General features: G+C 53.2%; 18 protein-coding genes and 1 tRNA gene. 5 read left to right on the forward strand and 14 right to left on the reverse strand.

The window, feature by feature from the left end; all coding sequences use genetic code 11:
- Window positions 1-55: 55 nt before the first annotated feature.
- On the reverse strand, window positions 56-856 hold the full coding sequence (locus AB1483_09525) for a hypothetical protein (protein ID MEW6412697.1): 801 nt from the start codon (window positions 854-856) through the stop codon (window positions 56-58).
- Window positions 857-1,288: 432 nt separating this feature from the next.
- Between AB1483_09525 and AB1483_09530 the strand changes: the two genes are divergently transcribed.
- Window positions 1,289-3,316 (forward strand): C25 family cysteine peptidase, encoded by a 2,028-nt coding sequence (locus AB1483_09530; GenBank protein MEW6412698.1) that lies wholly within the window; start codon window positions 1,289-1,291, stop codon window positions 3,314-3,316.
- Window positions 3,317-3,516: 200 nt separating this feature from the next.
- Here the strand turns inward: AB1483_09530 and AB1483_09535 are convergent.
- The 5 genes from AB1483_09535 to AB1483_09555 all read right to left on the reverse strand — a co-directional run bounded on the left by AB1483_09535 (window position 3,517) and on the right by AB1483_09555 (window position 6,338).
- Window positions 3,517-3,589, reverse strand: a tRNA-Asn gene (locus AB1483_09535).
- Between the two features lie 230 nt (window positions 3,590-3,819).
- The gene (locus tag AB1483_09540; GenBank protein MEW6412699.1) at window positions 3,820-4,023 is read right to left on the reverse strand and encodes a hypothetical protein; all 204 of its coding nucleotides are present in this window, start codon (window positions 4,021-4,023) and stop codon (window positions 3,820-3,822) included.
- A gap of 335 nt (window positions 4,024-4,358) precedes the next feature.
- The gene (locus tag AB1483_09545; protein MEW6412700.1) at window positions 4,359-4,940 is read right to left on the reverse strand and encodes a YbjQ family protein; all 582 of its coding nucleotides are present in this window, start codon (window positions 4,938-4,940) and stop codon (window positions 4,359-4,361) included.
- Window positions 4,941-5,197: 257 nt separating this feature from the next.
- Window positions 5,198-5,641 (reverse strand): hypothetical protein, encoded by a 444-nt coding sequence (locus tag AB1483_09550; protein ID MEW6412701.1) that lies wholly within the window; start codon window positions 5,639-5,641, stop codon window positions 5,198-5,200.
- 61 nt (window positions 5,642-5,702) lie between these two features.
- On the reverse strand, window positions 5,703-6,338 hold the full coding sequence (locus tag AB1483_09555) for a hypothetical protein (GenBank protein ID MEW6412702.1): 636 nt from the start codon (window positions 6,336-6,338) through the stop codon (window positions 5,703-5,705).
- A 616-nt stretch (window positions 6,339-6,954) separates the two neighbouring features.
- Between AB1483_09555 and cysK the strand changes: the two genes are divergently transcribed.
- The 3 genes from cysK to AB1483_09570 all read left to right on the forward strand — a co-directional run bounded on the left by cysK (window position 6,955) and on the right by AB1483_09570 (window position 9,007).
- Window positions 6,955-7,881, forward strand: a complete 927-nt coding sequence (cysK, locus tag AB1483_09560) for a cysteine synthase A (GenBank protein ID MEW6412703.1) — start codon at window positions 6,955-6,957, stop codon at window positions 7,879-7,881.
- A 22-nt stretch (window positions 7,882-7,903) separates the two neighbouring features.
- Window positions 7,904-8,479 (forward strand): serine O-acetyltransferase EpsC, encoded by a 576-nt coding sequence (gene epsC / locus AB1483_09565; GenBank protein MEW6412704.1) that lies wholly within the window; start codon window positions 7,904-7,906, stop codon window positions 8,477-8,479.
- A gap of 279 nt (window positions 8,480-8,758) precedes the next feature.
- Window positions 8,759-9,007 (forward strand): hypothetical protein, encoded by a 249-nt coding sequence (locus tag AB1483_09570; protein ID MEW6412705.1) that lies wholly within the window; start codon window positions 8,759-8,761, stop codon window positions 9,005-9,007.
- A 111-nt stretch (window positions 9,008-9,118) separates the two neighbouring features.
- Here the strand turns inward: AB1483_09570 and AB1483_09575 are convergent, their stop codons facing one another.
- The 3 genes from AB1483_09575 to AB1483_09585 all read right to left on the reverse strand — a co-directional run bounded on the left by AB1483_09575 (window position 9,119) and on the right by AB1483_09585 (window position 13,276).
- Window positions 9,119-10,177 (reverse strand): YCF48-related protein, encoded by a 1,059-nt coding sequence (locus AB1483_09575; protein MEW6412706.1) that lies wholly within the window; start codon window positions 10,175-10,177, stop codon window positions 9,119-9,121.
- 105 nt (window positions 10,178-10,282) lie between these two features.
- Window positions 10,283-10,879: a hypothetical protein gene (locus AB1483_09580; protein ID MEW6412707.1), complete on the reverse strand. Its 597-nt coding sequence runs from the start codon at window positions 10,877-10,879 to the stop codon at window positions 10,283-10,285.
- A 408-nt stretch (window positions 10,880-11,287) separates the two neighbouring features.
- Window positions 11,288-13,276 carry an FG-GAP-like repeat-containing protein gene (locus AB1483_09585; protein MEW6412708.1) on the reverse strand — a complete coding sequence of 663 codons (1,989 nt, stop codon included), beginning with the start codon at window positions 13,274-13,276 and terminating at the stop codon, window positions 11,288-11,290.
- A gap of 540 nt (window positions 13,277-13,816) precedes the next feature.
- Here AB1483_09585 and AB1483_09590 point away from each other — a divergent pair.
- Window positions 13,817-14,167, forward strand: coding sequence for a DMT family protein (locus tag AB1483_09590; protein MEW6412709.1), 351 nt, complete (start codon window positions 13,817-13,819; stop codon window positions 14,165-14,167).
- 22 nt (window positions 14,168-14,189) lie between these two features.
- Here AB1483_09590 and AB1483_09595 read toward each other — a convergent pair whose 3' ends face one another.
- The 5 genes from AB1483_09595 to rsxA all read right to left on the reverse strand — a co-directional run bounded on the left by AB1483_09595 (window position 14,190) and on the right by rsxA (window position 21,983).
- The gene (locus tag AB1483_09595; protein ID MEW6412710.1) at window positions 14,190-14,414 is read right to left on the reverse strand and encodes a hypothetical protein; all 225 of its coding nucleotides are present in this window, start codon (window positions 14,412-14,414) and stop codon (window positions 14,190-14,192) included.
- Between the two features lie 99 nt (window positions 14,415-14,513).
- Window positions 14,514-17,441 (reverse strand): M20/M25/M40 family metallo-hydrolase, encoded by a 2,928-nt coding sequence (locus AB1483_09600; protein MEW6412711.1) that lies wholly within the window; start codon window positions 17,439-17,441, stop codon window positions 14,514-14,516.
- A 109-nt stretch (window positions 17,442-17,550) separates the two neighbouring features.
- Entirely contained in the window at window positions 17,551-19,203 is a 1,653-nt protein-coding gene (locus tag AB1483_09605) for an NAD(P)-dependent oxidoreductase (GenBank protein ID MEW6412712.1), read from the reverse strand.
- Window positions 19,204-19,289: 86 nt separating this feature from the next.
- Entirely contained in the window at window positions 19,290-21,386 is a 2,097-nt protein-coding gene (locus tag AB1483_09610; GenBank protein ID MEW6412713.1) for an FAD-dependent oxidoreductase, read from the reverse strand.
- Between the two features lie 21 nt (window positions 21,387-21,407).
- A complete protein-coding gene (gene rsxA / locus AB1483_09615) occupies window positions 21,408-21,983 on the reverse strand; it encodes an electron transport complex subunit RsxA (protein MEW6412714.1) in 576 nt (191 codons plus the stop codon).
- Between the last annotated feature and the right edge of the window lie 10 nt (window positions 21,984-21,993).

Consider the following 21,993-nt stretch of genomic DNA (forward strand, 5'->3'; position numbering starts at 1 on the left):
TAGTTTCCATCCCCGCAAGGGATGTGGCCACATAGGCTAAGCTGTTGTGGACGTGTTAATTGGAAGGATACAAGGAAAATCCGCCGCCGATCGCGACGACACGGCGATAAGGCAATTCTACCCGCTCACCGCGCAGAGTGATATGCCAGGTGAGTTTGTTGCTGATTGGGAAAAACATGGTCAGGTCGCCGAAAACGCCGTTCTCGGAGCCCCCGCCGCTGAGATGGAAAGCAGCATTACCCACCTGTCCATCGGGATTGGTATAAGCCGAATCGGCGTTATACGGAGACAGGTAAAAATTGAAACCGCCGTAGGCCTGTTGAACATCGGCCTGTTCAATCGCCTCGAACAGACGCATTCCGGCCAGAATGGACAGTCTTCGCGACACCGGCACCAGGAGGGTAAAGTCGCCGACCGTCTTCGCATCCTCAACCGCCAGATCGGAATATCTGATTCCACCCGACGCGGTGAGAACCGGCCCGCCCACAGGGCCATCGGGATTGTGCGCCTTGTCCTTGCGTTCCGGATTGACAGTATAGAGCCTCAGGCCAAAAGCGAGCCCATAGCGGGAGCTGTCTTCGGATATACCGCGAAAGCTTCCCATGAAGTTGACGCTGGGGTGAGCCACCCAACCCAGCGAAGCGTTGAATTTCTGAATATCCACGACAGGGACATTCGGTGGTTTGGTCACGAACTGGTACTGCAGCGACCCGTGAAACGATGCCGCGCCGACGGCTCCGTCGGGGTGCGCTCTGACGGCTTTGCCGACGTAATAGTGAACGGTAGTTGAGTCAATCTGGGCCATCGCCGGATTTGCGGTCATCAGGCATAGTGACAGCGCCAGGCTTGTAACCATTAACGATATTTTTGCGATTTGACTGAACATCCTTGTACCGTGCCAATCCCTTACAACGTGGTCGGTAATGTAATACTTTTGCCAGCGCAAGAAAAGCAACAAATTAGCTTGTTGCCAAAAAAGCACTCAGGGGAGCAAGTCCGCATTTGCAATCGCGGCCGGACGTTACCGGCACGGACCGGTCAAGGGCACAGATTTTACAGGGCTAATAAACATGCAGCCTCGGGCAACAGCCTTTTGACGGTTGACACGGCGAGCAATTCTGTTATATTAAAGTCGTCCCTCGCAGATATTCATATCATTTCAGACGGAATATCGCTGTGCATATATTGTTGATTACGACCCTCACGAACACCCAGGAGAAGGCCGTACCGGCGGTTGTGTCGGTGCGCAATTTCGAACAAACCACCTTTAGTAAGCATTGGAGGATGTATGAACCGCACCTTAATGTCAGTGGCGCAACTGCTGACACTCTTGGTATTCGGCTCTGTGGTAACTGTTTATGGTGAAGCGAACTGGATTTCGCTTGAGGGCAATTCACTCATAGAAACCCCTTCCGCCGAAGTCCTTCAGTCAAACCAAAACGAAACCGTCATCAAGTTTACTATAAGCGGTTTCTTTTCGGAGGACATTACTGAAAACGGCGTTACTTACCAGAAGCTGCAATTCCCCGGATACGCCACCACGGTTGACATCAGTAAACCGGAACTTCCTGTAATATCCGAACTCGTGGGCATTCCCGGCAACGCCAATGTTTCGGTCAGCATTGTCGATTACAAAGAGACAACGCTTCCCGGCTACAAAGTTCATCCTTTTCAGACGCCACTTCTGGAAGGCGAGAAAAGAGTGCGGTTTGATATTGATGAAGCATTTTACCGGCAGAACGCGTTTTATCCGGGCGCGATGGCAAGCGTCGGCGATCCCGGTATCTGGCGCGACCTGAGGGTTGTCAGCCTCAAGGTCAATCCTCTGGCCTTCAATCCGGCAACGGGAGAGCTCAACGTTCGGTCGGAAATTACGGTCAGACTGGATTATACCGGTATCAGCGATAAAAACGTCAAGGCCCCCCTTCGCAGACCAATCGCGACAAATTACGATAGAATGTATGGCTCAACGGTTCTGAATTACGGCCAGATGAACCTTGAGGTTAACGATGCCTACACGACCGAGCCTGAAACCGATGGGGTTTACGACTACCTGATCATTGCCAACGATGCCTTCATGGACAACATGGCACCTTTCGTAAATTGGAAAAACTCTAACGGTCTGGCCACGACGATGGTCCCGATTTCATCCATTGGCGCCAACGATGCTTTGATCAAGGCCTACATCGCCAACGAATACGCCACCAACGGAATCCGCTATGTTCTGCTGGTTGGTGACCATGCCGATGTACCCAGCCACATCGTGGAAGCCGAAGGGCCGGGCCACTTTATAGACAGTTCGGTCAGCGATTATTGGTATGCGCTCCTGGAGGGCGATGACGATTACGCTGATCTGGCCATCGGTCGTTTCAGCGTCACCAGCGCCACCCATGTCGACAACATGGTCAACAAGAGCATGGTTTTCGGATCCAACCCGCCCGGAGGCGACTGGCTGGAAAAATCGCTACTGGTCGCAAACTGGGAGGATGCTCCCGATAAGTATCAGCTTTGCTGTGAACAGATCAGGACTGCCGCCGAGATTCCGTTCAACAACTACAGCGTGCTTTATCCCAATTTCACCACCTGCTATGGCGCCTCTTTTGCCAACGGTGGTGACGAAGCCTCGAACGCCGACGTTATCAATTATTTCAACCAGGGTTTTCGCCTGATAAATTATCGCGGCCATGGTGATCCGGAAAGCTGGCAGTACTGGAACGTTTACGGCGAGTATTTCAGGATTGCCCAGGCAGAGGCTATTGACAACGGTCAACTGACTCCGGTGGTATTCGCTATCAATTGTCTGAACAACGACCTCCTCTACAGCACCGCCACAATCGGTGAGACCTTCACGCGGAGCGATGACGCCGCGGTGGCTTACCTCGGCGCGTCGGACCCATCGTACACGACGCCAAATCATGACTATGACAAAGCCCTTTATGCCTGTGTTTTTGACGAGGGAATCAACGCTCTCGGAGACGCCTCCAACGAAGCTTCGGTGAGGGTAATCGATCTCTGGGGCACCTACGGCGTGGCCAATGCCATGATGTATCTGTGGCTCGGTGATCCATCGCTGCAGCTCATTTACGATGACGGGTCTGTTTCCTGTTGCCGGGTTCCGGGCGACGTAGATCACAGCGGTGAGTTTGATCCGCTTGATATAACCTTCTTCGTCAAATGGGTGTGGCAGCAGGGAGCTGAACCGCCGTGCCTGGACGAAGCTGACGCCGACGGCGATGGCGAAGTTTCTGTATTGGACCTCGAGTACCTGATTAATTATATCTGGAAAGATGGTCCGGCGCCGGCCGCGTGCCCGTAGGCCTCAGATGTAGATAAAGGAAATGCCGCCGAGGGCGGCAATCGATTTGTGACTTTATAGGCTCCGGGCTTTATGTCCGGAGCCTTTTTTACATCTGTTACAATACAACAAAAGCTCCCCCGGTCCCGCCAAGATCGGGACGACCCGCTGATTGACCCCGCCACAGGCGGGACTCTACCGACTGAGCTGCAATAAAAAAGCTCCCCCGGCTAGACTCGAACTAGCGACCCGCTGATTAACAGTCAGCTGCTCTACCGACTGAGCTACAGGGGAGTGTGATGCCTTTTGGCAGGCTCTATATATACACGATTTACCGATTATGTCAATTATTTTCTGATGGCCGACCCGCTGATTAATCCCGCCGGAGGCGGCACGCCACCGAATGAGCTAAGCGAGAATGTAAACCTTTCGGCACCGCACACGTTAAGATTTCGCCAAGATAAGTCTGACTCCGCAATAACCTTGTATGACTGCTCGTTGGCCCCGGCGGTGGCAAATTTGGCTCATTCCAACGGTTCAAAATAGTCCTCTTCAATAATTCCCGTCCCAATCAAGTTTTGACATAGCTTAGGTGCCTTTGCAAGCAGTTCGAACAGAACCTCGTTCAGCAGCAGAGCGTCCTGCGGAAATTCATCTTTACCCCACCACTCATCGGATAATCGCCCTGCTATTGCCGCGGCCCAGTGAGTATTTTCTGATTCGATCATTTAGGATCTCCTGTCATAAGCGCTCAACCCATCTTTAAGCTCACCCTGCTCTTTTTAAACGATCGTACCCCTACCCCACTCTTTTGTCAAGGTTAACCGCGTCACTTTTCAACCCTCCTGGCTGACCCGACTCTTACCGGGGGAGCTTTTTTATTGCATTGTAAGAGGTTACAAGAGTTGACGCCGTAATTCTGCATGTTCTAGCGGGTTGAGGTTACCGGAGGGGCGGTCGGTTAATTGTTGGACTGACACCCATCCTAAGGCCGGGTAACGCTGGCCCAGTGATCTTCTCACACAATATCCAAAAAAGTAAGGGTATCTTACTCGCACTTGGGCTAGGACTTATCATCTGAGTCCTGAGGGTTGACACTCTCGCCGGCTGTAAAACCCTTTTCCCGGAGCCGGGCCACCACAGCAGTTCCCATAGCAGTTACCATGAACATTTGTTCCTTGCCCGCACTGGAAATTGAGTCATGGTCGACTGTTAACCCAACTATGCAAGTGGCTCCCATCTCCTCAGCTTGTTCCTGAAGTAACGCTATCGCCTCTTCGTGGATAGAACGAAGCTGCTTCTGATAAGATCTGCTTCTACCTCCGACGATATCTCTAACGGCGGCGAATAGATCCGCAAAAATGTTAGTCCCGGCAACCACATGTGAAGAGATTACTCCAAGGTACTTATCGATCTCCCATCCTTCGAGTGTCGGCGTGGTTGAAACGACTACTGAAGACCTTGACGGTTCGCACTCATCAAAGTCTTCGTCCGGATCGGGTTCCCAAACTTCAAGTTGGACTTTCCTCAACTCCGCTTCACTGCCGAACTTGTCCTCTTTCTTGATTTCGTTTCCGCACTTCGGGCACACCCGAGTCTTGTAGGTTATCCTGGCATAACAATTCGGGCACTCAAATAAGGCCATAGTCTTGTTACCTCCCTACGCTAAAGGCCAGATCGGAAATATTCTCTCAGCAAGACACACACTCAAATATGAGACTGGTTTGGCTCTCTGTCAAGCGACGGTCTGAATGGACCTTGTTAATCAGCGGGTCGTCCCGCCATAGGCGGGACCGGGCGAGCTTTCTTATTGCATAGTAATGGGTTACAACAATTGCCCCACTGGTTCTTAGGGTTGAGGGCGGGTTGACTATAGATGATGTGATTAAGATGATGCGTTTTTCATTCTTCATCGAACCGATTTTCATCAAAACTGCCTGCCTCTGCAAAATCCAGACTCCTCAAAAGCATATGCACTTCTTTTAAGAAACTGTTAAATCTCATTGATCCTTCATCCCCAGCAGATACTTCAGGAGGGTCCCCTGGATATGCGTTACACCCTGAACTGTTGATAGATCGATCAGCATATTCAAGTTTCAGTGCCCAACTAGTACCATCAAGGGCAGGGATCTCATATCTGGTTTGCCAGTCCCATATATTTAGTTTGTCTATAGCCTCTCTAAAAGAACGCCACTCCTCTCCCGATAGCTTGATGACAGCTTGAGCTTTTGGCTCAAAGTGATCGGCAAAGGTTCTGTAGTGTAGCTCGCCGGATTTCAGTGAAAATTCGTAGGACGGACCAAAGTACCCACCGATTGAAAATTCAAATAATTGTGGAATATGCACTTATACTCCTTACTTTTCATTACAGCCGAATACCAGGCACTCGTAAGTATGCATCCCAAAGCTATCTTGATGCCACCCACAGAACCATATCTATTTTTCGTGGCGTCCACTTGTCGGTTGAAAACACAGTGTTTAGCTCTTTTGCCTTCTGTCTCATAATTTTGATCAGTACCGCTCCTTCGCTAACCCTTATTTGCTCAGGATTCATCTTTGTAATTGCATACTTCTCTTGTAGTCCGCTAACTTCCGAAAGAGCTTTGACAGCAAATTGATCGACTGTGGCAAAGTGAGAGGGAAAGAGAACTGCCAACAATCCAGATGCTCCAGCTGTACCTAGCCCCCTGATCTCACACGCTATATTTAGCCCATCAGCAATATCATCTTTGTTCATCTCAAAAATTCTCTGTTTTATCGAAAAGAGATTATCCAGGTTATCTTTGGGACCAAGGTACTTTTTTAACTGACTTGTTGTGGTAACGTATCGGTTTCTCGCGGTATACTTCCAGAAGAAGTATTTGTTTAGAAGGAATTCATACCACTGCATCGCATTCATTTGCTCAATCTGCTGAACGTCAAGGGAATTGAATTCTCTCTCTATATCAAGATGGGTCGGCTTTACGTAACTCCAATATTTATCCAACGCTGTTAGCCAACTGCGCTCGTCCCTACTGCTCCACAATTTGTTCGTTGCCGACATTATAAGGTGTCCTCTACCAATTGTTCTCTACAAAATACACACCAAGTGAATGTACAATAATAGCAAGAAGATCGGTGAAGTCAATTGAATCAATGGATAACCATTCGTTCAAAAATACCGTTTGTACAGTCTGAGTATTTTCCTTTAGCGAACCTGCGGATCGAATTGAAAAGTGGTCGAAATATATCTGGTACTTGCCACGACACTCCGACTGTTAACCAGCGGGTCGTCCCGCTCTTGGCGGGACCGGGGGAGCTTTATTATTGCATTGTAACGGGTTACAGACAAGGCCAAGAGAAAAAACCGTCTTGCCAAATCGCCGCCATGTTTTATATTTAGATTGGAACCGGAGAGTATAGTCACCGGGTTAAAGAATATATGAATTATAGCGTAACCATCCGACCCAATCACACAAGTGGCGTCCAGAGAAGCCACTTGAGTTGTTGTTGTTGCCTTCTGTCGAGCCGGAGAGGTACGCGCTAATCTATGTAAACTGTACTTGTTACACATATAGCCAAGCTCGCGGAGCCTCTTCAAACCGAAGCAGGCTCTTTTTTTTGCACCTGCTTCTCGGTATTGAAAACGGCACACCGTGGACTCGGAAAGGATGTTCGAAATGAGATTCCAAAATGTTATCGAAGCTGTCGGCCGAACGCCGCTGATCAAGCTCAACCGGATAGTCCCCCCCGGCTCGGCCACTGTGCTGGCGAAGATGGAGAGCTACAATCCGGGCGGCTCGGTGAAAGACCGAATCGGCGTTGCCATGATTCTGGCGGCCGAGAAATCGGGTGACCTGAGACCGGGAATGACCATCGTAGAGCCGACCTCCGGCAACACCGGAATAGCGCTGGCGATGGTAGCGGCGGCCCGGGGCTACCGGTGCGTGTTTACGATGCCGGAGACGATGTCGCTGGAACGTCGCTCACTGCTGAAACATTACGGCGCCCAAATAGTCCTCACCCCGGGCGATAAAGGGATGACCGGCGCGATTGAAAAGGCGCTTGAGCTGGCCAATGAAGACGGCATGTTTGTCCCCTCCCAGTTTGACAACCCGGCCAATCCGGATATCCACCGCCGGACAACCGGCCCCGAAATTGCCGCAGACCTTGGCGAGGATCATCTCGATGCCTTCGTGGCGGGCGTGGGAACCGGCGGCACTGTTACCGGAGCCGGCGGCTTCTTAAAGGACAAATATGGCTGCATGGTCGTTGCCGTGGAGCCGAAAGCCTCCCCCGTTCTCTCCGGGGGTGAGCGTGGACCACATCCGCTTCAGGGAATCGGGGCCGGCTTCGTGCCCGCCAACTATGACCCGTCGGTGGTCGACCGGGTCATTACGGTGGATGAATCCGATGCTTTCGAGACCGCCAGACTACTGGCCACCAAAGAGGGTCTGCTGGCCGGTATATCGTCGGGGGCTATCGTGTGGGCGGCTCTTCAGATAGCCCGGGAAATCGGGGAAGGCAAATCGGTGGTAACGTTCGTCTGCGACACGGGTGAGCGGTATATCAGCACCAAGCTGTTTGAACATGAAGTCGAAAAGTGAGTCTCACGAAAGGACAATCAGTATGCTGGCAATAATAGAAGATATCAAAGCTATCTACCGCAACGATCCGGCGGCGCGGAATATCGAATTTCTGCTTTATCCGGGATTTCACGCGATCACCCTCCATCGGTTCAGTCATTTGCTGTACAGGCTGCGCATCCCGTTCGTTCCCCGTCTGTTGTCGCAGATTGGCAGGTTTCTCACCGGAGTGGAAATCCATCCCGGAGCGACTATCGGCAAGGGTTTTTTCTGTGACCACGGCGCCGGGGTTGTTATTGGAGAAACGTCCGTAATCGGTGACAATGCGGTGCTCTTTCACAACGTCACGCTGGGCGGCACCGGCAAGCACCAGGGCAAGCGTCACCCGACCCTGGGCAACAATGTATTGGTGGGAACCGGAGCGGTTTTGCTGGGGCCTATCACCGTAGGAGACAATGTCCGCATCGGGGCCAACAGTTTTGTCGTCATGCGCGATATACCTTCCGACTGCACCGTGGCCGGCACTCCGGCCCGGATCATAAGCCGGCAGGGCGAACCGGTTGGGCAGGAACTTCCCCGGACCAACCATATCAGCTCAATCCCCGGTTTCGGGGGGTGAGTGACCTGAAGCAGCGGCATCCGCCCCGGCGGTTACCAACCGGGGAAATCGGGTGCGTTAAAATCATTGACCTATTATGGGTCTGCGATTATATTTAGCTCAAGAGAGATCCCCTCACCCGGCATTTAGAATCACAGTCGAATCAAGCCGTGCTTTCCTTAAAATGAGCGCTATTCTGTCAACCGGGGATACTCGCCTTTTACGTGAGTCCGAGGTTGATAAAAACGATACCGGAATTTCGGGAAAACCACAAGGGTAGCCGTGAAAGGAGGCATCCTGATGAGAGGTAATTCGAAAGCTATTTTGTCGAGCATTCTGCTGGTAGTGTTCGTGCTGTCAATGGTCGGCACCGTGTACACCAAGGCCGACGCCGCCGCGAGTCCCAGACTGTTTGTATGCTGCACCAAGGTGCTGGCCAACGGTACGGTAATAGAGGGCTTGAAGCGTTACGGCGCGCCGGACGCGACCTGCTCCTATGATCTTTGCGTGGAAGTTGGCGAGTTCTGCAACTGTTCTATCACGAGGTAAGTTAGCGAATCTTTTTATTGTCCCCTGAATTTCCCGAAAACCGGTAGCAAGCACATCAGGCCCCGCAGTGGGGCCTGTTTTTTTGTGTACCGAGTACGGTCTCTTGTCATTCTACCTCGAAACGAGCGCGAGCATATCTTCGCCGACGGCTATAATCCTGCCGGCGCTGATATAGGCGACGTGCGTCAGGTGGGAACCACCCTGATATGACCTGTCGGTCCAGGTGTTTCCCCCATCTTCGGTCACGAGCACTTTCCCGGCATCGCCGACAGCCACACCGTTGTAACCGTCGAGAAACGAAACACTCCGAAGCGAGCTGTTCACGGTACTGTCTATATTTTGCAGAACCCAGCTGGTACCACCATCTTCGGTTTGGAAAATAGCGTCAAAAGAGCCTACGCACCAGCCGAGCGACTCATCGACCATATCGACGCTATACAATTGTATGGTATATTGAGCGCTATCTCCAGGGCGTGTCACCTGACAATTCGACGGATTTTCGCACCGGTTGAAGACCATCTGCTCGCTATCATACTTGAAGACGGCGGCGTTGGCCCCAACGATGCACCCGCTCGTGCTGCTTCCGAAATCAAGATCGTGGAGTCTACAACTGTCTTGCGAGCACTGCAACAGGCTCCAGGTCTGACCGCGGTCGGTGGTGCGCAGAAGCACCTGGCTCGACTGATCGTCGGACCAGCTGCCTCCGATAGCGAAGCCACTCTGAAGGTCGCAGAATTCCACGGATGTCAACTGAGCGTTAACATCGAAGTGTTTTTGCAGGTAAGCCATAATCGAATCGCATTGCTCGGTTGAGTACACCAAAACGGCCTCATACGGATAGAGGCCCGACATCCCGGCGGCCCAGAAATTGAGGCTGTCGACGGGACACACGTCATAAAGCCACAGGCCTGATCGATGGAAGACGCGCTCCCATGTCGCGCCGCCATCGATTGTCTTAAAGATATTTCCGCCGTACCCAACGATCCAGCCGGTGTTTTCGTCATAAAAAGAAACGGCCTGAAGGTTCGAGATGGCGATATTCTCTGTGGGTAAGCTGATGACATCCCAACCACCCTCGTCTGTCACGGGTCCGACACTATCGTCATCGCATCCTATCGGTCCGATGACAGCGGCCAGGACGGCAATCGTCACGATAATACTCTTTTTCATATTTCCTCCGTTTAAAGTCAAGTGGACGTCAGTTGATGTTGTGCGATCTATCTCAAGCGCGCGTCGATTTCCCGGCCGCCGCCCGCACCTTTGCGGCTTGACCTGTCAGAACCGCATCGAAACCCGCACCCCGGCGGCCGTTTGGTCTGGGTAGAAGGCCGGGGCGACGGACAATTTTTTTGGTCCGCAATTTCTATTAAAATCCCGGGCCGATTTCTCAGCGTCTTTGATGTCGCGGATGGCGCTATGCTCAATCAGAACCACCGATATCAGCAAAAACCCGCCGGCGATATAGTCTTCAAGGCCGGGCTGAATTTCAAAATTGCCGCCTGATTCATCGCCACCCGACTCGAGCGCGGCGATCATAAGAGCACTCAACCCTGCGATAGCGACGCGGGCGCCGATACCCTGCCACAGACGGCGGTTGTTACCGGCATAAGCATGCCCGGCGCCAGGGCCCGCGATGACACCAACCGCAAGGCTCACAGTTCCCGCGATCAGCCAGGGACTTTGTCCGCTTTCGCGGCCGGAACCGTAACCTATAGCGGCAACGCCGAGACCAATCGGCACTAAATGGCCGTAGGTCGACAGAGCCGTGGCCTTAGAGGTCGATTTATATTTGTGCGGCGCGGCGCTGTCTGTCGCCACGGAGTTGCCCGCGAACAGCACGAACGAGACGACTATGATTATCAGCCTTTTCATAAACTGTTTCCTGTTTATCAGTATGTTTATTGGTACTTTTAACAGCCTGTTAAACAAAGGGTGTGCCACGTCATCCGGCGCGGGCCATCTCAGGGCAAGTGGCTATGAGACAGTTGTTTGATCTGTGGGAGTTGGAACTAAAGAAAGGTAGTGAGGCGGTTAGGAGGTTATCAGCGTGATAGCGGCTATCCACCTTGGACGATGTTACGACCCCAAGGAAATTACCGTCTGAGACATGAATCAACCCGTGCCGGCATGATAGACCTGTCTTTGAGTTATGCGTCAAGCAATGAAAGTGTGCGATTTGGCTCCGAAAAACGATGCTCGACGGGCATCAATCAAAAATCGGGCCCGGCAGTTTCAATTCCGGGCCCGACTGGAGTTCATTTTCCTTTGGGTGTGCCGCACCTATTTGGTGTTGTTTATAATTACCAGCACCGCGCCGGCGGTCTCGTTGGTCACCGCCAGATCGACATCGGTGTCACCATCAAAATCACCCGCGCAAATATCGTTCATATATTCAGCGGTCGGCCCCAACTCGATCGCCGATGCAAACACACCACCGCCGGCGTTAACCAGAACCGAGATTCCCCACCCTGATGCCGCTATATCGGTGTCGCCATCGGCATCGAGATCCGCGGAGCAGATCGAATTGGGCTCGCTGACAACGGGGAGAACGCCCGCGTTGGTGAACCGCGCCGCTCCGCTGGTTCCGGTATTTTGCATTATGCGCACGCTGCCGGCACCTTTGCATACCACGGCAGCGTCGGCCCGCGTATCAGCGTTGAAGTCCCCGCTGCACAGCGAAACAGGCTGATCTTCGACGAGAAACTTGACGGCGGTGTTGTAGGTCAGCAACCCTGAACTTGTCAGCATCGAAACGCTATCGCTACTGGTATTGGCAGAGAGTATATCGAGGTAACCGGCGTTGTTGATATCGAACACACAGACATTTTCCGGAGCCGCGCCGAGACTTTTTCGCACCAGTTGCGAAAAGGTACCGGTACCGTCGTTGACAAGCACGAGAGCGTCACCGGTCACTCTGTTTGTAGTCACAAGATCCCTGTCGCCGTCGTTATCGCAGTCCGCCAGGGCCATCCTTGTCAGGTTCTCATTCAGAGTCGTGCTGACCGAAGTAAAGGTTCCGCTTCCCGCATTGAACAGAATCACATACCCGCTGCCGGATGCCAGGATACACGCCAGGTCGACATCGCCGTCATTGTCGAGGTCGGCTGCCCGGACCCATTTGGCCGCTCCGCTTATGGCGAAGTTGCTGGCGGCGCCAAAAGTGCCATCACCGGCATTGGCAAAGATTGAAACATAAGCCGCATCGCTGTGTACCACGGCCAGGTCCTTATCGCCGTCACCATCGAAATCGGCCGTACACACCGATATCGGGGTACCGGTCGCCGAATAGCTCACCGGTGTCCGGAAAGGTCTGTCCTGAGTGATCGTGATAACATCGGCCGGCTCCACAAGACCGACTGGCGTGATAGATATCTGGCAGCTCCTGGCGGCGCCGGTGCGATTGGGCTGGGCCACAAGTGACAGGTCGGTCGGCGAAGCACCGGAATCGGGTAAAACTGTCAGCCAGTCGGCGTCACTCTCGGCAACCCAGTTGCAGATCGGCACGCCCGAACAGCTGAACACTGATAACTCAGGATTCGTCCCTCCGAGCGGCGGCGTGGCGAGTTCGTCGGCAGACGGGCACAGAATGTTACCGGCAACGGGCTGTACCACTCGCAATGTCTGGGGTGATTCCCCGATACCGTCAGCCGTCACCGTAACAGTGGCGCTGCGGTCCGAGCCGGTGGTGTTGGCCAGGGCATCGATCGCGAAACCTTCCGGGGTCGTACCCGAAGCAGCCGTAAGACTGAACCAGTCGGAGGACTCGGTGGCGGTCCAGTCGAAGGTGGCTCTGACTGTTCCGTTGAGAACGTTGATTGAGGGACTCTCTCCCCCACCGCTCGCAAAAATAAGGGCTGTATCCGATAAAAGCAGGGTCGAGCCGGACACAATTGCGGTGTCGAGGTTGCTGACAATGGTTTGATTATTGTCGTTATCCAGGGCAATCAGACGGTAACGGTAGGTGGCATTGGCAACCAGTGCTCTGTCAACGCAGGCGCATTCAAATGCGTCCAGGGTGTCAGTAGTTACAAAATCGCCATCGAGCGTCTCGCTTCGCTGTACGAGATATGCCGAGCATATTGCCCGGTCGAGCCTGTTCCATGTAAGGACAACTCCCGTCCACGAGAACTCGGCTTCAAGAAGCAGCTGATCGGATGCGGTTTCCTTATCAGGTGCTTCGGGATTATTGCTGCAGTTGATCAATAGAGCCGCAGCACACAAAGCGGTTACAAACGTGAGGCGCAGAACTTTTTTTTGAATCGACCTCATAGACTCCTCCGCAAAACGGTACTACTTCACCCTGACCGGGCGCAACCGCTGCGTCCGGCCTGTTGTATTTCCTATTGTCTAGATAGGTATTTCGGACGATTGTCCGCTCTCGGAATTAATAGACGCTGGACGGGTTGTCAATATCAAAAGCAAAAGAAAGATAACAATTGGAGCTTCAGGTCCCTTTTCTGGGGGAGGTCTTTGTGCCGTGAGACCGATGGCACCGACGATGGATTGGGGGTAATTTTCACGATTCGATAAGGACCACCAGCACAAACTCATTGTTGGTCAAGGTGATGTCAGGCCCAGAAGAAGGCTTCTTCTAAAGGCAAGAGCGTGCCTAGGCACCAACTTTTTTCGGTAAGCCAAAGTGTCGGCTGGTGTATCTCATAACCAGCTGCCGGTAAAACAAAAAACCCAAGAATTCCGTTGCCATACCGCATCGCAAAAGATTAATATTGTCTTCCGCCTGCACGGGGTACTTTTGCAATGCCCGCGAAAGGTGGTTACAGAGTCTTGTCAACGCTTGGAGAATTGTATATGCGAATAGTCCCGATTGTTATGCTGGTGTTCTCGAATCTCTTCATGACCTACGCATGGTACGGTCATCTGAAGGATTTTCGCGCGAAGCCGCTGCTGATTGTGATAGCCCTAAGCTGGGGTGTCGCCTTCTTTGAATACTGCCTTCAGGTTCCGGCCAATCGCATCGGCTTCGATTATTTCAGTCTCGGGCAGTTGAAGGTCATTCAGGAAGTCTTGACGATGATTGTCTTTGCGGGCTTTGCTTATTTCTACATGAAACAGCAATTGACCTGGGATTTCCTGTGGGCGGGTTTGTGTTTGGTCGGCGCCGCCTATTTCATGTTCCGGCATTTACCGTCAGGCAATTAGCCGGGTGCGTCCGAGCGGACTCTCAGTTGAAAAAGATTCCGAATATCAGGGCTGCCAGCGCCATCGCGGCCAATACCAGCCGGGCATATTTCACCAGACCGTCAAAGTTTCGCTGATGCCAGTCGGCGAGGCCGCGCAGATGCAAAAACTTAAGGACGCGGATTCTGAGCGTCAGCATCTGCGGTGTTATCACCGCCATGAATACAAAGACCAGCCCCAGAGCTACAAATACAACCTGCTGAGTCATGTGACCTCCCTGCTGTATCCAAATATTATACTCCCATGTACAGGTAGTTATTCAACAGATGTCAACTCTGAATCGATGGAATCCTGCCGAATCGATCCTTCAGCGAACCAGGATCATTTTCTTGGACTGTTCGAAGGAGCCGGCCCTGAGACGATATAAATAAAGCCCGCTGGCAACCCCGCTGCCATCCCAGTAAACATCATAATTGCCCGGTTGCATTTCTCGGTCGAGAAGCCTGGCTACTCGCTGGCCAAGAATATTGAACACTTCGAGCCTGACATGGCAGGCTTGAGGCAGAGCAATGTCGATTCTGGTCGACGGGTTAAAGGGATTCGGGTAATTTTGCGAAAGCGCGAACGACACCGGCAATTCTCCGGTTCCGGGGTCGTCCGGGTTTTCCCCGTCAGAGGGAGCGCCCGAAAGTATTTCATCCACCGCCTGTCTGAGGGCGGCCGTAGCCATGTCCCGCCCGAAGAACGACAGAGGGATATCGAAAAACACGTAGGAATAATCGTCGCCGAAATAGCGCCATGCAACCGGTTGACCTTCCCAGTCGGAATTATTGCGCGAGTGATACCTGTAGATTATATCCGCTTTGGAGGAGTCCACCCTCACGTACGTGGCACACGGGATACCCGCAACATCCGTGATAGCGATATCCTGCGATGTCGAGTGCGACACTGTCGCCAATGAGTCCCACACCAGATGCGGATAGGCTGTTAGACGGGAACGCGCCCCCACAAGATCGGCCGGCAGGTAGGAACTTCCATATTCCCAAGGCGTTGGCGTTAAGAAGCGGCCGCCGATGTGAAACAGGTCGTGGTAGCCGTCGTCATACGTCCAGGCCGTGGTAGTGTAGTCACAGAAATTGATACCGCCGACAGTACCCCATCGACCGAAAATAATCACCTTTCCACCGATGGACAGGTAATAACCAAGGGTGTCGAGAAGTCCGTGCAGCACGGGGTTTACGCCAATGTCTTCGTAACGGGCGGTTTCGGCGCCGATTACCACAAGCTCGTAGTCAATCATGTCGTTCAACTCCACGCTGTTGCAGTCACGATAGCCCGAGACGGCGGTGGTGTCGGAGAAGTAATCGTAGTCGTAGCCGTCAAGGACCAGGCGCATGTACTCCCCCGTTTCTTTCTCGTCAACGAAATCATTGGAGTAGACCTGCGTTCGATTTACCGCCAGGATTCGGCCGAGGGCCAGCGTAGCGGCCCTGGCTCCAAACGGAGCGATTGACAACGTATCGGACAGGTTCCCGTCGGTATCAACAGCCACGACACGATAGTCGTGCAGGGAGCTTCCAAGGGCGGCATCGTCATCGACGAAAAACGTATCGAGAGTCTGTGTAATTTCGACGCCGTCACGCAAAACCGCGCAGTGGTCAAAATCCAGCTCGGCATTGCTGTACGCCCACGTAAGCCGGACCGCATCCTTTAGAGGCATCGCCAGGACATCGAACGGCGCCGCGGGCAGTGAGCGAGGCGTAAAGTAATAGGATCTTGTCTTTATCGAGGTCAGGTCGGAATTATCGTATGCCAGCACAGAGACGCAATATTCCTGACCTTCGGTAAGACCGTCAATGACGAAACTGGTATCTTCCGGTCCGAAATCGATGGCAGTGATATCCAGCGGTGACAACATCGAATAATACGACAACTCGTAACGGGCAATCGTCGGCGCATCAATGCGGTTCCAGTGCACCACGAACGAATGACCGTCCCCCGGTTCCTCCAGAGCGGCAATTCTCACGGGCGGCGGCGATGCATTCGTCGAATAAGCCGTGGCCAGTGTAGCCTTAACCATACGCGTCATATACTCGAAATCCATATAAGCGGTCTTGTCATTTTCGGTGTGATAGACAGTGGAGAATATCTTTTCCTGCACGAAAATGACATCGTACCCGGCCATCTGGAACGGCCAGTGATCCGAGGCGCCCATGCCACCGAGATCCGCGTCGATACCCACATAAGCATTGCCGAGTTGATCCCAGAGTTGAGCATAGACATTCTGACCGTTGGAGTAGACATCGGCTTTATCGGAATTTTCGAAATGCGCGATCATGTCGGCGTTGATCATCAGCACTATGTCGTCGTTTCTCTCTACCGCGCCCTCGACATAATGTGTGGCTCCAAGCAGACCGGATTCCTCGGAGTCAAAAGCGATAAATATGATAGTCATGTTGGTCTCAATATCTGCCAGGATGCGCGCGCACTCCAGGACAGCGGCGGTGCCGGAAGCATTGTCGTCGGCCCCCGGACTCTCCGGGACGGCGTCGAAATGGCCGCCGATTATAATATGCTGGTTCGGATATACCGTCCCCGGCTTATAAGCGATCACATTGGCGGCCGCGCACGGTGTCCGATCCCACAGTCGTGCCCCGGTGAACGGATCGGTGACGACCGAATCATAGCCAAACTCTCTGAATTTCGAAGAGATCCAATCACGGGCGGCGTAATTCGAAGTCGTCCCGGTAAGCCGTCGATAAAAAGCCACCAGCCGGCCAACATACGATTCGAGTGAATCCTGGCTCACTCGATCCATGAGGAGCTGAAGATCCTCAAGTGCTGAAAAAGCCATCTGCGGAGTGACACCTAAGACCGGCTCTTGGTATTTGACGTCGACTTCCATATCTGGCAGGGGGAAAATCTCTACCTTACTCCCGGCGATCTTGGCCGCATCCCAATCGACTAGAAGCAGACGGAACTGATCCTTTTCGTAAAGAACTTTGAAAACAGCGGCGTTCTTGCGGTCGGAACGACGGTCTATTGCCAGTTGGTTGCGATGGATGTCTGTGGCGAGCAACGAGTGCTCGAGGCCAGAAGTGTTTAAAAAGTGAGCCTCGTGTTTTTCCACAAGCAGTAAGCAAGTGTTGTCTGCCCGCAACAAGACATTGACATTCATAGATTTAACGACAGCGGCATCGAGGGGAGACTTTAACTCCACACGATATAGATCACCGGCAGACGCAGCGGATGCGAAGATGATGCAGGCTGTAAATATGGCTGTCAGCGTTCTCATAGAATATTTCCTAAAGTAAGATACGTACAAACAGCCAAACTGTAAAGACGCAAGCAGACTTTGCTCGACTATTGGATCATGGGAGGCGGTAAAGCCGGCGAGTGGCGTCTCAAGTGCGTAGCTTTCCGATCTCGTCGCGAAGGTGATCCTCGCGCATATCCTGGCAGATATCCTCGATCTGGAAAACGATGCGCTCGAGGTCGCCGACATTTGCCGGAATCAAAGCTTCCTCGGCCTTGTCCATCGCACCCGCGAACTCGCTGGACAGGAACTCATAGGAATCCTGGATTTCATCGGCAGCCAACTGGAAAGTCATCGTGATGAAATCGTATATCCGCTGCTCGATACCCTTGAGGTCGGGACAGGATCTGAGAATGCCGCTGACGACATCACCGATAGTCAACAGAAAGTCGCTGACTTCGCCCACGTCGAATCCCTCGACAAAGCGACGGCGCGCTATTGTTTCGGCATAATGACGCATCAGGGTCCTGTCTCGGGTGCGGACCACGGCGCAGAGAATTTGATAAATCAAGGCAATGTACCAGTGCAGGGCCTTTTCGCCGAGTTTCCGATAGCGCGGGAAACGTGAGCTCGGGGATGCTTGCCAAATATGGCGAAAGATTTCATCGATTATGGCCTCGCGGTTTTCAACCAGGTGATTATAGATCACGAAGTTGGGTCTTTGGGCCACCCTGCGAAGAGCCGCTTCATTGCGGATGTGCCAGGCATCGGCGTGGTTTTTCATATTTTCCACGAGGAACAACAACCGGCGCAGGATGTCGTAGCGCGGTGTCGGTGTCCAATGAAGCTTGCTATGGGTCGCCGACGCATCCACGTTGAGAATCTTGTCGATATATGAGGCCATCCACAGCCTTTCAAAAGGAAGATCACCGGTAATTCTTCCGATCGCCTGCCGCGAAGCCATTCCCGGATATACCAGAAACTTCGGCATCAAAAGCGGCCTGACATCTCGACCGAAAAAATAACGCGTGGCAGTCTTGTACAACTCGATATGAGTGGTGAATCCATTGGGGCTGGCGTTCAGAGTGCACAGTCTCGGCAATGAATCGGTCTTTTCTATCACCTTCAGAAAAAATCTGATCAGGTCTTGAACGTGAAGATACGGAACAGCGCTGTGACCACGTCCTCCCAGTACGCGTGAGTTCCATTTTGATGCGGTCCAGGTGTTGATAAAAACATAGAGTGGCGGATACTCGCACCAGTCGCTGTAGATGGCCGCCATTCGGACTATTGCGCTCGGGAACCATTCCTGGTGCTCCTTGATCAGTTCTTCACCGGCGCGTTTGCTGATAGCATAAGGATACTGCGCCACCGGGGGGCTGCTCTCGTCGATAGTCTTGCCTCTTGCGGGAAACTTGCAGGCGGCCAGCGAGCTGGCAAAAAGAAAACGCCGCGTTCCTATCTGCTTGGCAAGTTTGAGAATGTTGCGGGTCCCCTGCACGTTGGTGCGCTGGTATTCTTCGTTGTCTTCATTGGTGAAGTCATAATAACCGGCCAGGTGCAGCACGAAATCGGCGCCGCCGTGCTCGAGAATGCACCGAACCGGTTCCCTGAGAGAGTCAAAGTGCGCTATATCAACCTGGGTCCAGCGGATATTTTCGTGCGAGGGAATTTCAGACTCTTTCTGAGAGCGGCGGGCAAGACAGAAAAGTCGAAATTTACCCTTAACGGCGTCGACAAAGTGCCGCCCAATGAAACCGGAGGCACCGGTAACAACGATTCCGGGCAGGTTAGAGTGCATGTGACTGCCTCCCTGACAAAGCGCACCGAGGTTGTCGCCGACCCGCAACACCGGTTGGCGTCGGCCGGCTGAATCTATCTGAAAACCTACTGTCCTGCTTTGGCGGCTTCCTGCTCCGCGAGCATTCTCGCCTCGAGGTCATGATCGTAACAGTATATACCGCAGTTCAGACACCGACCGGATTCGTATGCGGCGTCTTCCTCGTCGATCGTTCCCTCAACCTCTTTGAACGTACCCAGCCTGTCTTCAAGGGTAACGACAGGTTCATGGACGCGCGGTTTGGCCTCGACACCCACTATGGACTTGTGAAGCGAGTCCTCTATAAACCCCTTCTGCCTGTCGCGGATGGGTGGTATTTTACCTTCCATCATATAGTAATGAATCGAGCGTGCGGCAAAGCGTCCGGCCGCGATAGCCTCAACCACCAATCCCGGACCGGTAAAACAGTCACCGCCGGTGAAAACATACGGCACGTCCGTCTGCAAAGTATCTTCTTTGGCATCGATAGTGTTCCATTTGGTGGTCTGAAGGTTCGGTTGCCCCTTCTCCTTGAGGAAGTCGAGGTTCGGGAACTGGCCGACAGCCTGAATCACCAGATCACAGCCTATTATTTCTTCAGTCCCTTCGACCGCTACGGGACGGCGGCGTCCGCTCGGGTCCGGCTCGCCCAGCTTCATTCCCTGAATTTCCAGTCCGCTGACAAAACCATCATTGCCGACAATCTTCAGCGGTGCGCTGAGGAATCTGAACTGCACTCCCTCTTCTTCGGCTGCGACAATCTCGGCCGGGTTGGCCGGCATTTCGTCGCGGGAACGACGATACACAATCGTCACTCTCTTCGCACCCATCCTCAGCGAACTGCGGGCGGCATCGATAGCGGTATTACCGCCCCCGATGACTATTACATGATCACCGATACGCAGCTCCTCGCCCGACTGCATACGCTCGAGGAAAGCGATACCGCTGAAGACGCCGTGGAGATCAGCGCCTTCTATGTTCAACTGCTGTTCGCTCCATGCGCCCACGGCGACGAAGATGGCATCATACTTTTCAGCCCGGAGGAAATCCATGCTGAAGTCTTCGCCGAACTCGACGCTGGTGGTAGCAGATATTCCCAGGTCGAGAATCCCCTGAATCTCCCAGTCCAGAACCTTTTTCGGCAGACGGTATTCGGGGATTCCATAGCGGAGCATACCGCCCAGAGCCGGCATTTTTTCGAATATGGCGACTTCGTGTCCCAGACGACGCAGATAGTAAGCTGCCGAAAGTCCGCCGGGTCCGCCACCTATGATAGCCACCTTCTTGCCCGTCGCCGGCGCCACCGGAATGCGCAGACGTCTTCCGGAATTCATCTCCCAGTCGGCGGCGAAGCGTTTGAGATAGTTGATAGCCACCGGTTCGTCGTTGATAGTACGCCGGCAGGCCAGGGCGCAGGGCTCGGGACAGACGCGCCCGCAGGTGAGCGGGAGGGGGTTACGTTCCTTGATAGTCAAAAGCGCCTCGGCATACTCGCCGCGCTTGATGTGCTGGATATATTTCGGGATATTTATCTGAGCCGGACACTTTTGGCGGCACGGCGCCAGACATTCGGTATACTGGTTCCAATGCAGAATTTTCGTCTTCTCGGAGATGAGCGATATTATCCCCTTCGGGCACGCTCTGGAACAGGCGCCGCAGCCGACGCACAGTTCGGGGTGGAATTTGGGAAGACCGTTCTCCCCCATACTTATGGCGCCGAACTTGCACGACTTGACGCATGTTCCCAGACCGAGGCAACCATGGTTGCAGATCAAGTGGCCATGAAAGTACAGCACCGCCGCGCGGCAGTCATCGAATCCAGCGTATTCGTACTTTTTCGTGGCGCGCAAACCGCCCTGACAATCCGGACAGGCGATTTGCGGTTCGGTATCCATGAGTTTCATACCCAGAAACTCGGCCACCTGGTTGGCGACTTCCGTTTGACCCACCACACATGCGTTAGCCTCGGCCTGTCCCTGCACCATCGCCTCGGCGCACGCTGCGCAGCCGGCAAATCCGCAACCGCCACAGTTGGCGCCGGGGAGTATATCGAGGACGCCTTTTATACGCGGATCCTCTTTCACATAAAATACACGGGCGGCAATACCCAATCCGACGGCGGCTATAAACCCGATCCCCGAAAGCACTATGATCGGTAACAACATATTACAATTCCACCTTCATTGCTAATTAACCATTCCCGAAAACCCGAGAAAGGCCAGCGACATAATGCCGGCCGTCACCAGCGCGATCGCCGTACCCTGCATAGCCCGTGGCACCGGCGATACCAGCAGTCGTTCCCGAAGTCCGGCAAACAATACGATGGCCAAGCCGAACCCGAACGCCGCCGAAAACGAATAAACGACCATATCGACAAAACCAAAATCATTCTTGATATTCAAAAGGGCGACACCCATAACGGCGCAGTTGGTGGTGATCAGCGGCAGGTAAATTCCCAGAGCGTTGTAGAGAGCCGGGCTCTGTTTCTTCAAGAAGATCTCGACAAATTGAACCAGCGCGGCGATGATGAGAATGAACACCAGCGTGGAAATGAACTCCAGGTCATATGGCTTGAGGATGAAGTGATAAGCCGACCAGGTGAAAATGGAAGCCAGGGTTACCACGAAAACAACCGCCGCTCCCATACCTATCGACGTACCCAATTTCTTGGAAACACCGCAGAACGGACAGTTGCCGAGGTACTGCGCCAGAAGAATATTATTTACGAAAATGGCGGCTATCGCTAACAGAAGCAATTCCATTGTCATCTCC

Source organism: Candidatus Zixiibacteriota bacterium, from assembly GCA_040756055.1.
Lineage (GTDB): Bacteria > Zixibacteria > MSB-5A5 > GN15 > FEB-12.

Bases quoted from the DNA above. Each gene is read 5' to 3' on its own strand.
- AB1483_09595 (MEW6412710.1), bottom strand. From the start codon at position 14,414: ATGACTCAGCAGGTTGTATTTGTAGCTCTGGGGCTGGTCTTTGTATTC.
- epsC (MEW6412704.1), top strand. From the start codon at position 7,904: ATGCTGGCAATAATAGAAGATATCAAAGCTATCTACCGCAACGATCCG.
- AB1483_09570 (MEW6412705.1), top strand. From the start codon at position 8,759: ATGAGAGGTAATTCGAAAGCTATTTTGTCGAGCATTCTGCTGGTAGTG.
- AB1483_09605 (MEW6412712.1), bottom strand. From the start codon at position 19,203: ATGCACTCTAACCTGCCCGGAATCGTTGTTACCGGTGCCTCCGGTTTC.
- AB1483_09530 (MEW6412698.1), top strand. From the start codon at position 1,289: ATGAACCGCACCTTAATGTCAGTGGCGCAACTGCTGACACTCTTGGTA.
- AB1483_09545 (MEW6412700.1), bottom strand. From the start codon at position 4,940: ATGGCCTTATTTGAGTGCCCGAATTGTTATGCCAGGATAACCTACAAG.
- cysK (MEW6412703.1), top strand. From the start codon at position 6,955: ATGAGATTCCAAAATGTTATCGAAGCTGTCGGCCGAACGCCGCTGATC.
- AB1483_09610 (MEW6412713.1), bottom strand. From the start codon at position 21,386: ATGTTGTTACCGATCATAGTGCTTTCGGGGATCGGGTTTATAGCCGCC.
- AB1483_09585 (MEW6412708.1), bottom strand. From the start codon at position 13,276: ATGAGGTCGATTCAAAAAAAAGTTCTGCGCCTCACGTTTGTAACCGCT.
- rsxA (MEW6412714.1), bottom strand. From the start codon at position 21,983: ATGGAATTGCTTCTGTTAGCGATAGCCGCCATTTTCGTAAATAATATT.
- AB1483_09540 (MEW6412699.1), bottom strand. From the start codon at position 4,023: ATGATCGAATCAGAAAATACTCACTGGGCCGCGGCAATAGCAGGGCGA.
- AB1483_09555 (MEW6412702.1), bottom strand. From the start codon at position 6,338: ATGTCGGCAACGAACAAATTGTGGAGCAGTAGGGACGAGCGCAGTTGG.
- AB1483_09575 (MEW6412706.1), bottom strand. From the start codon at position 10,177: ATGAAAAAGAGTATTATCGTGACGATTGCCGTCCTGGCCGCTGTCATC.
- AB1483_09580 (MEW6412707.1), bottom strand. From the start codon at position 10,879: ATGAAAAGGCTGATAATCATAGTCGTCTCGTTCGTGCTGTTCGCGGGC.
- AB1483_09590 (MEW6412709.1), top strand. From the start codon at position 13,817: ATGCGAATAGTCCCGATTGTTATGCTGGTGTTCTCGAATCTCTTCATG.
- AB1483_09525 (MEW6412697.1), bottom strand. From the start codon at position 856: ATGGTTACAAGCCTGGCGCTGTCACTATGCCTGATGACCGCAAATCCG.
- AB1483_09600 (MEW6412711.1), bottom strand. From the start codon at position 17,441: ATGAGAACGCTGACAGCCATATTTACAGCCTGCATCATCTTCGCATCC.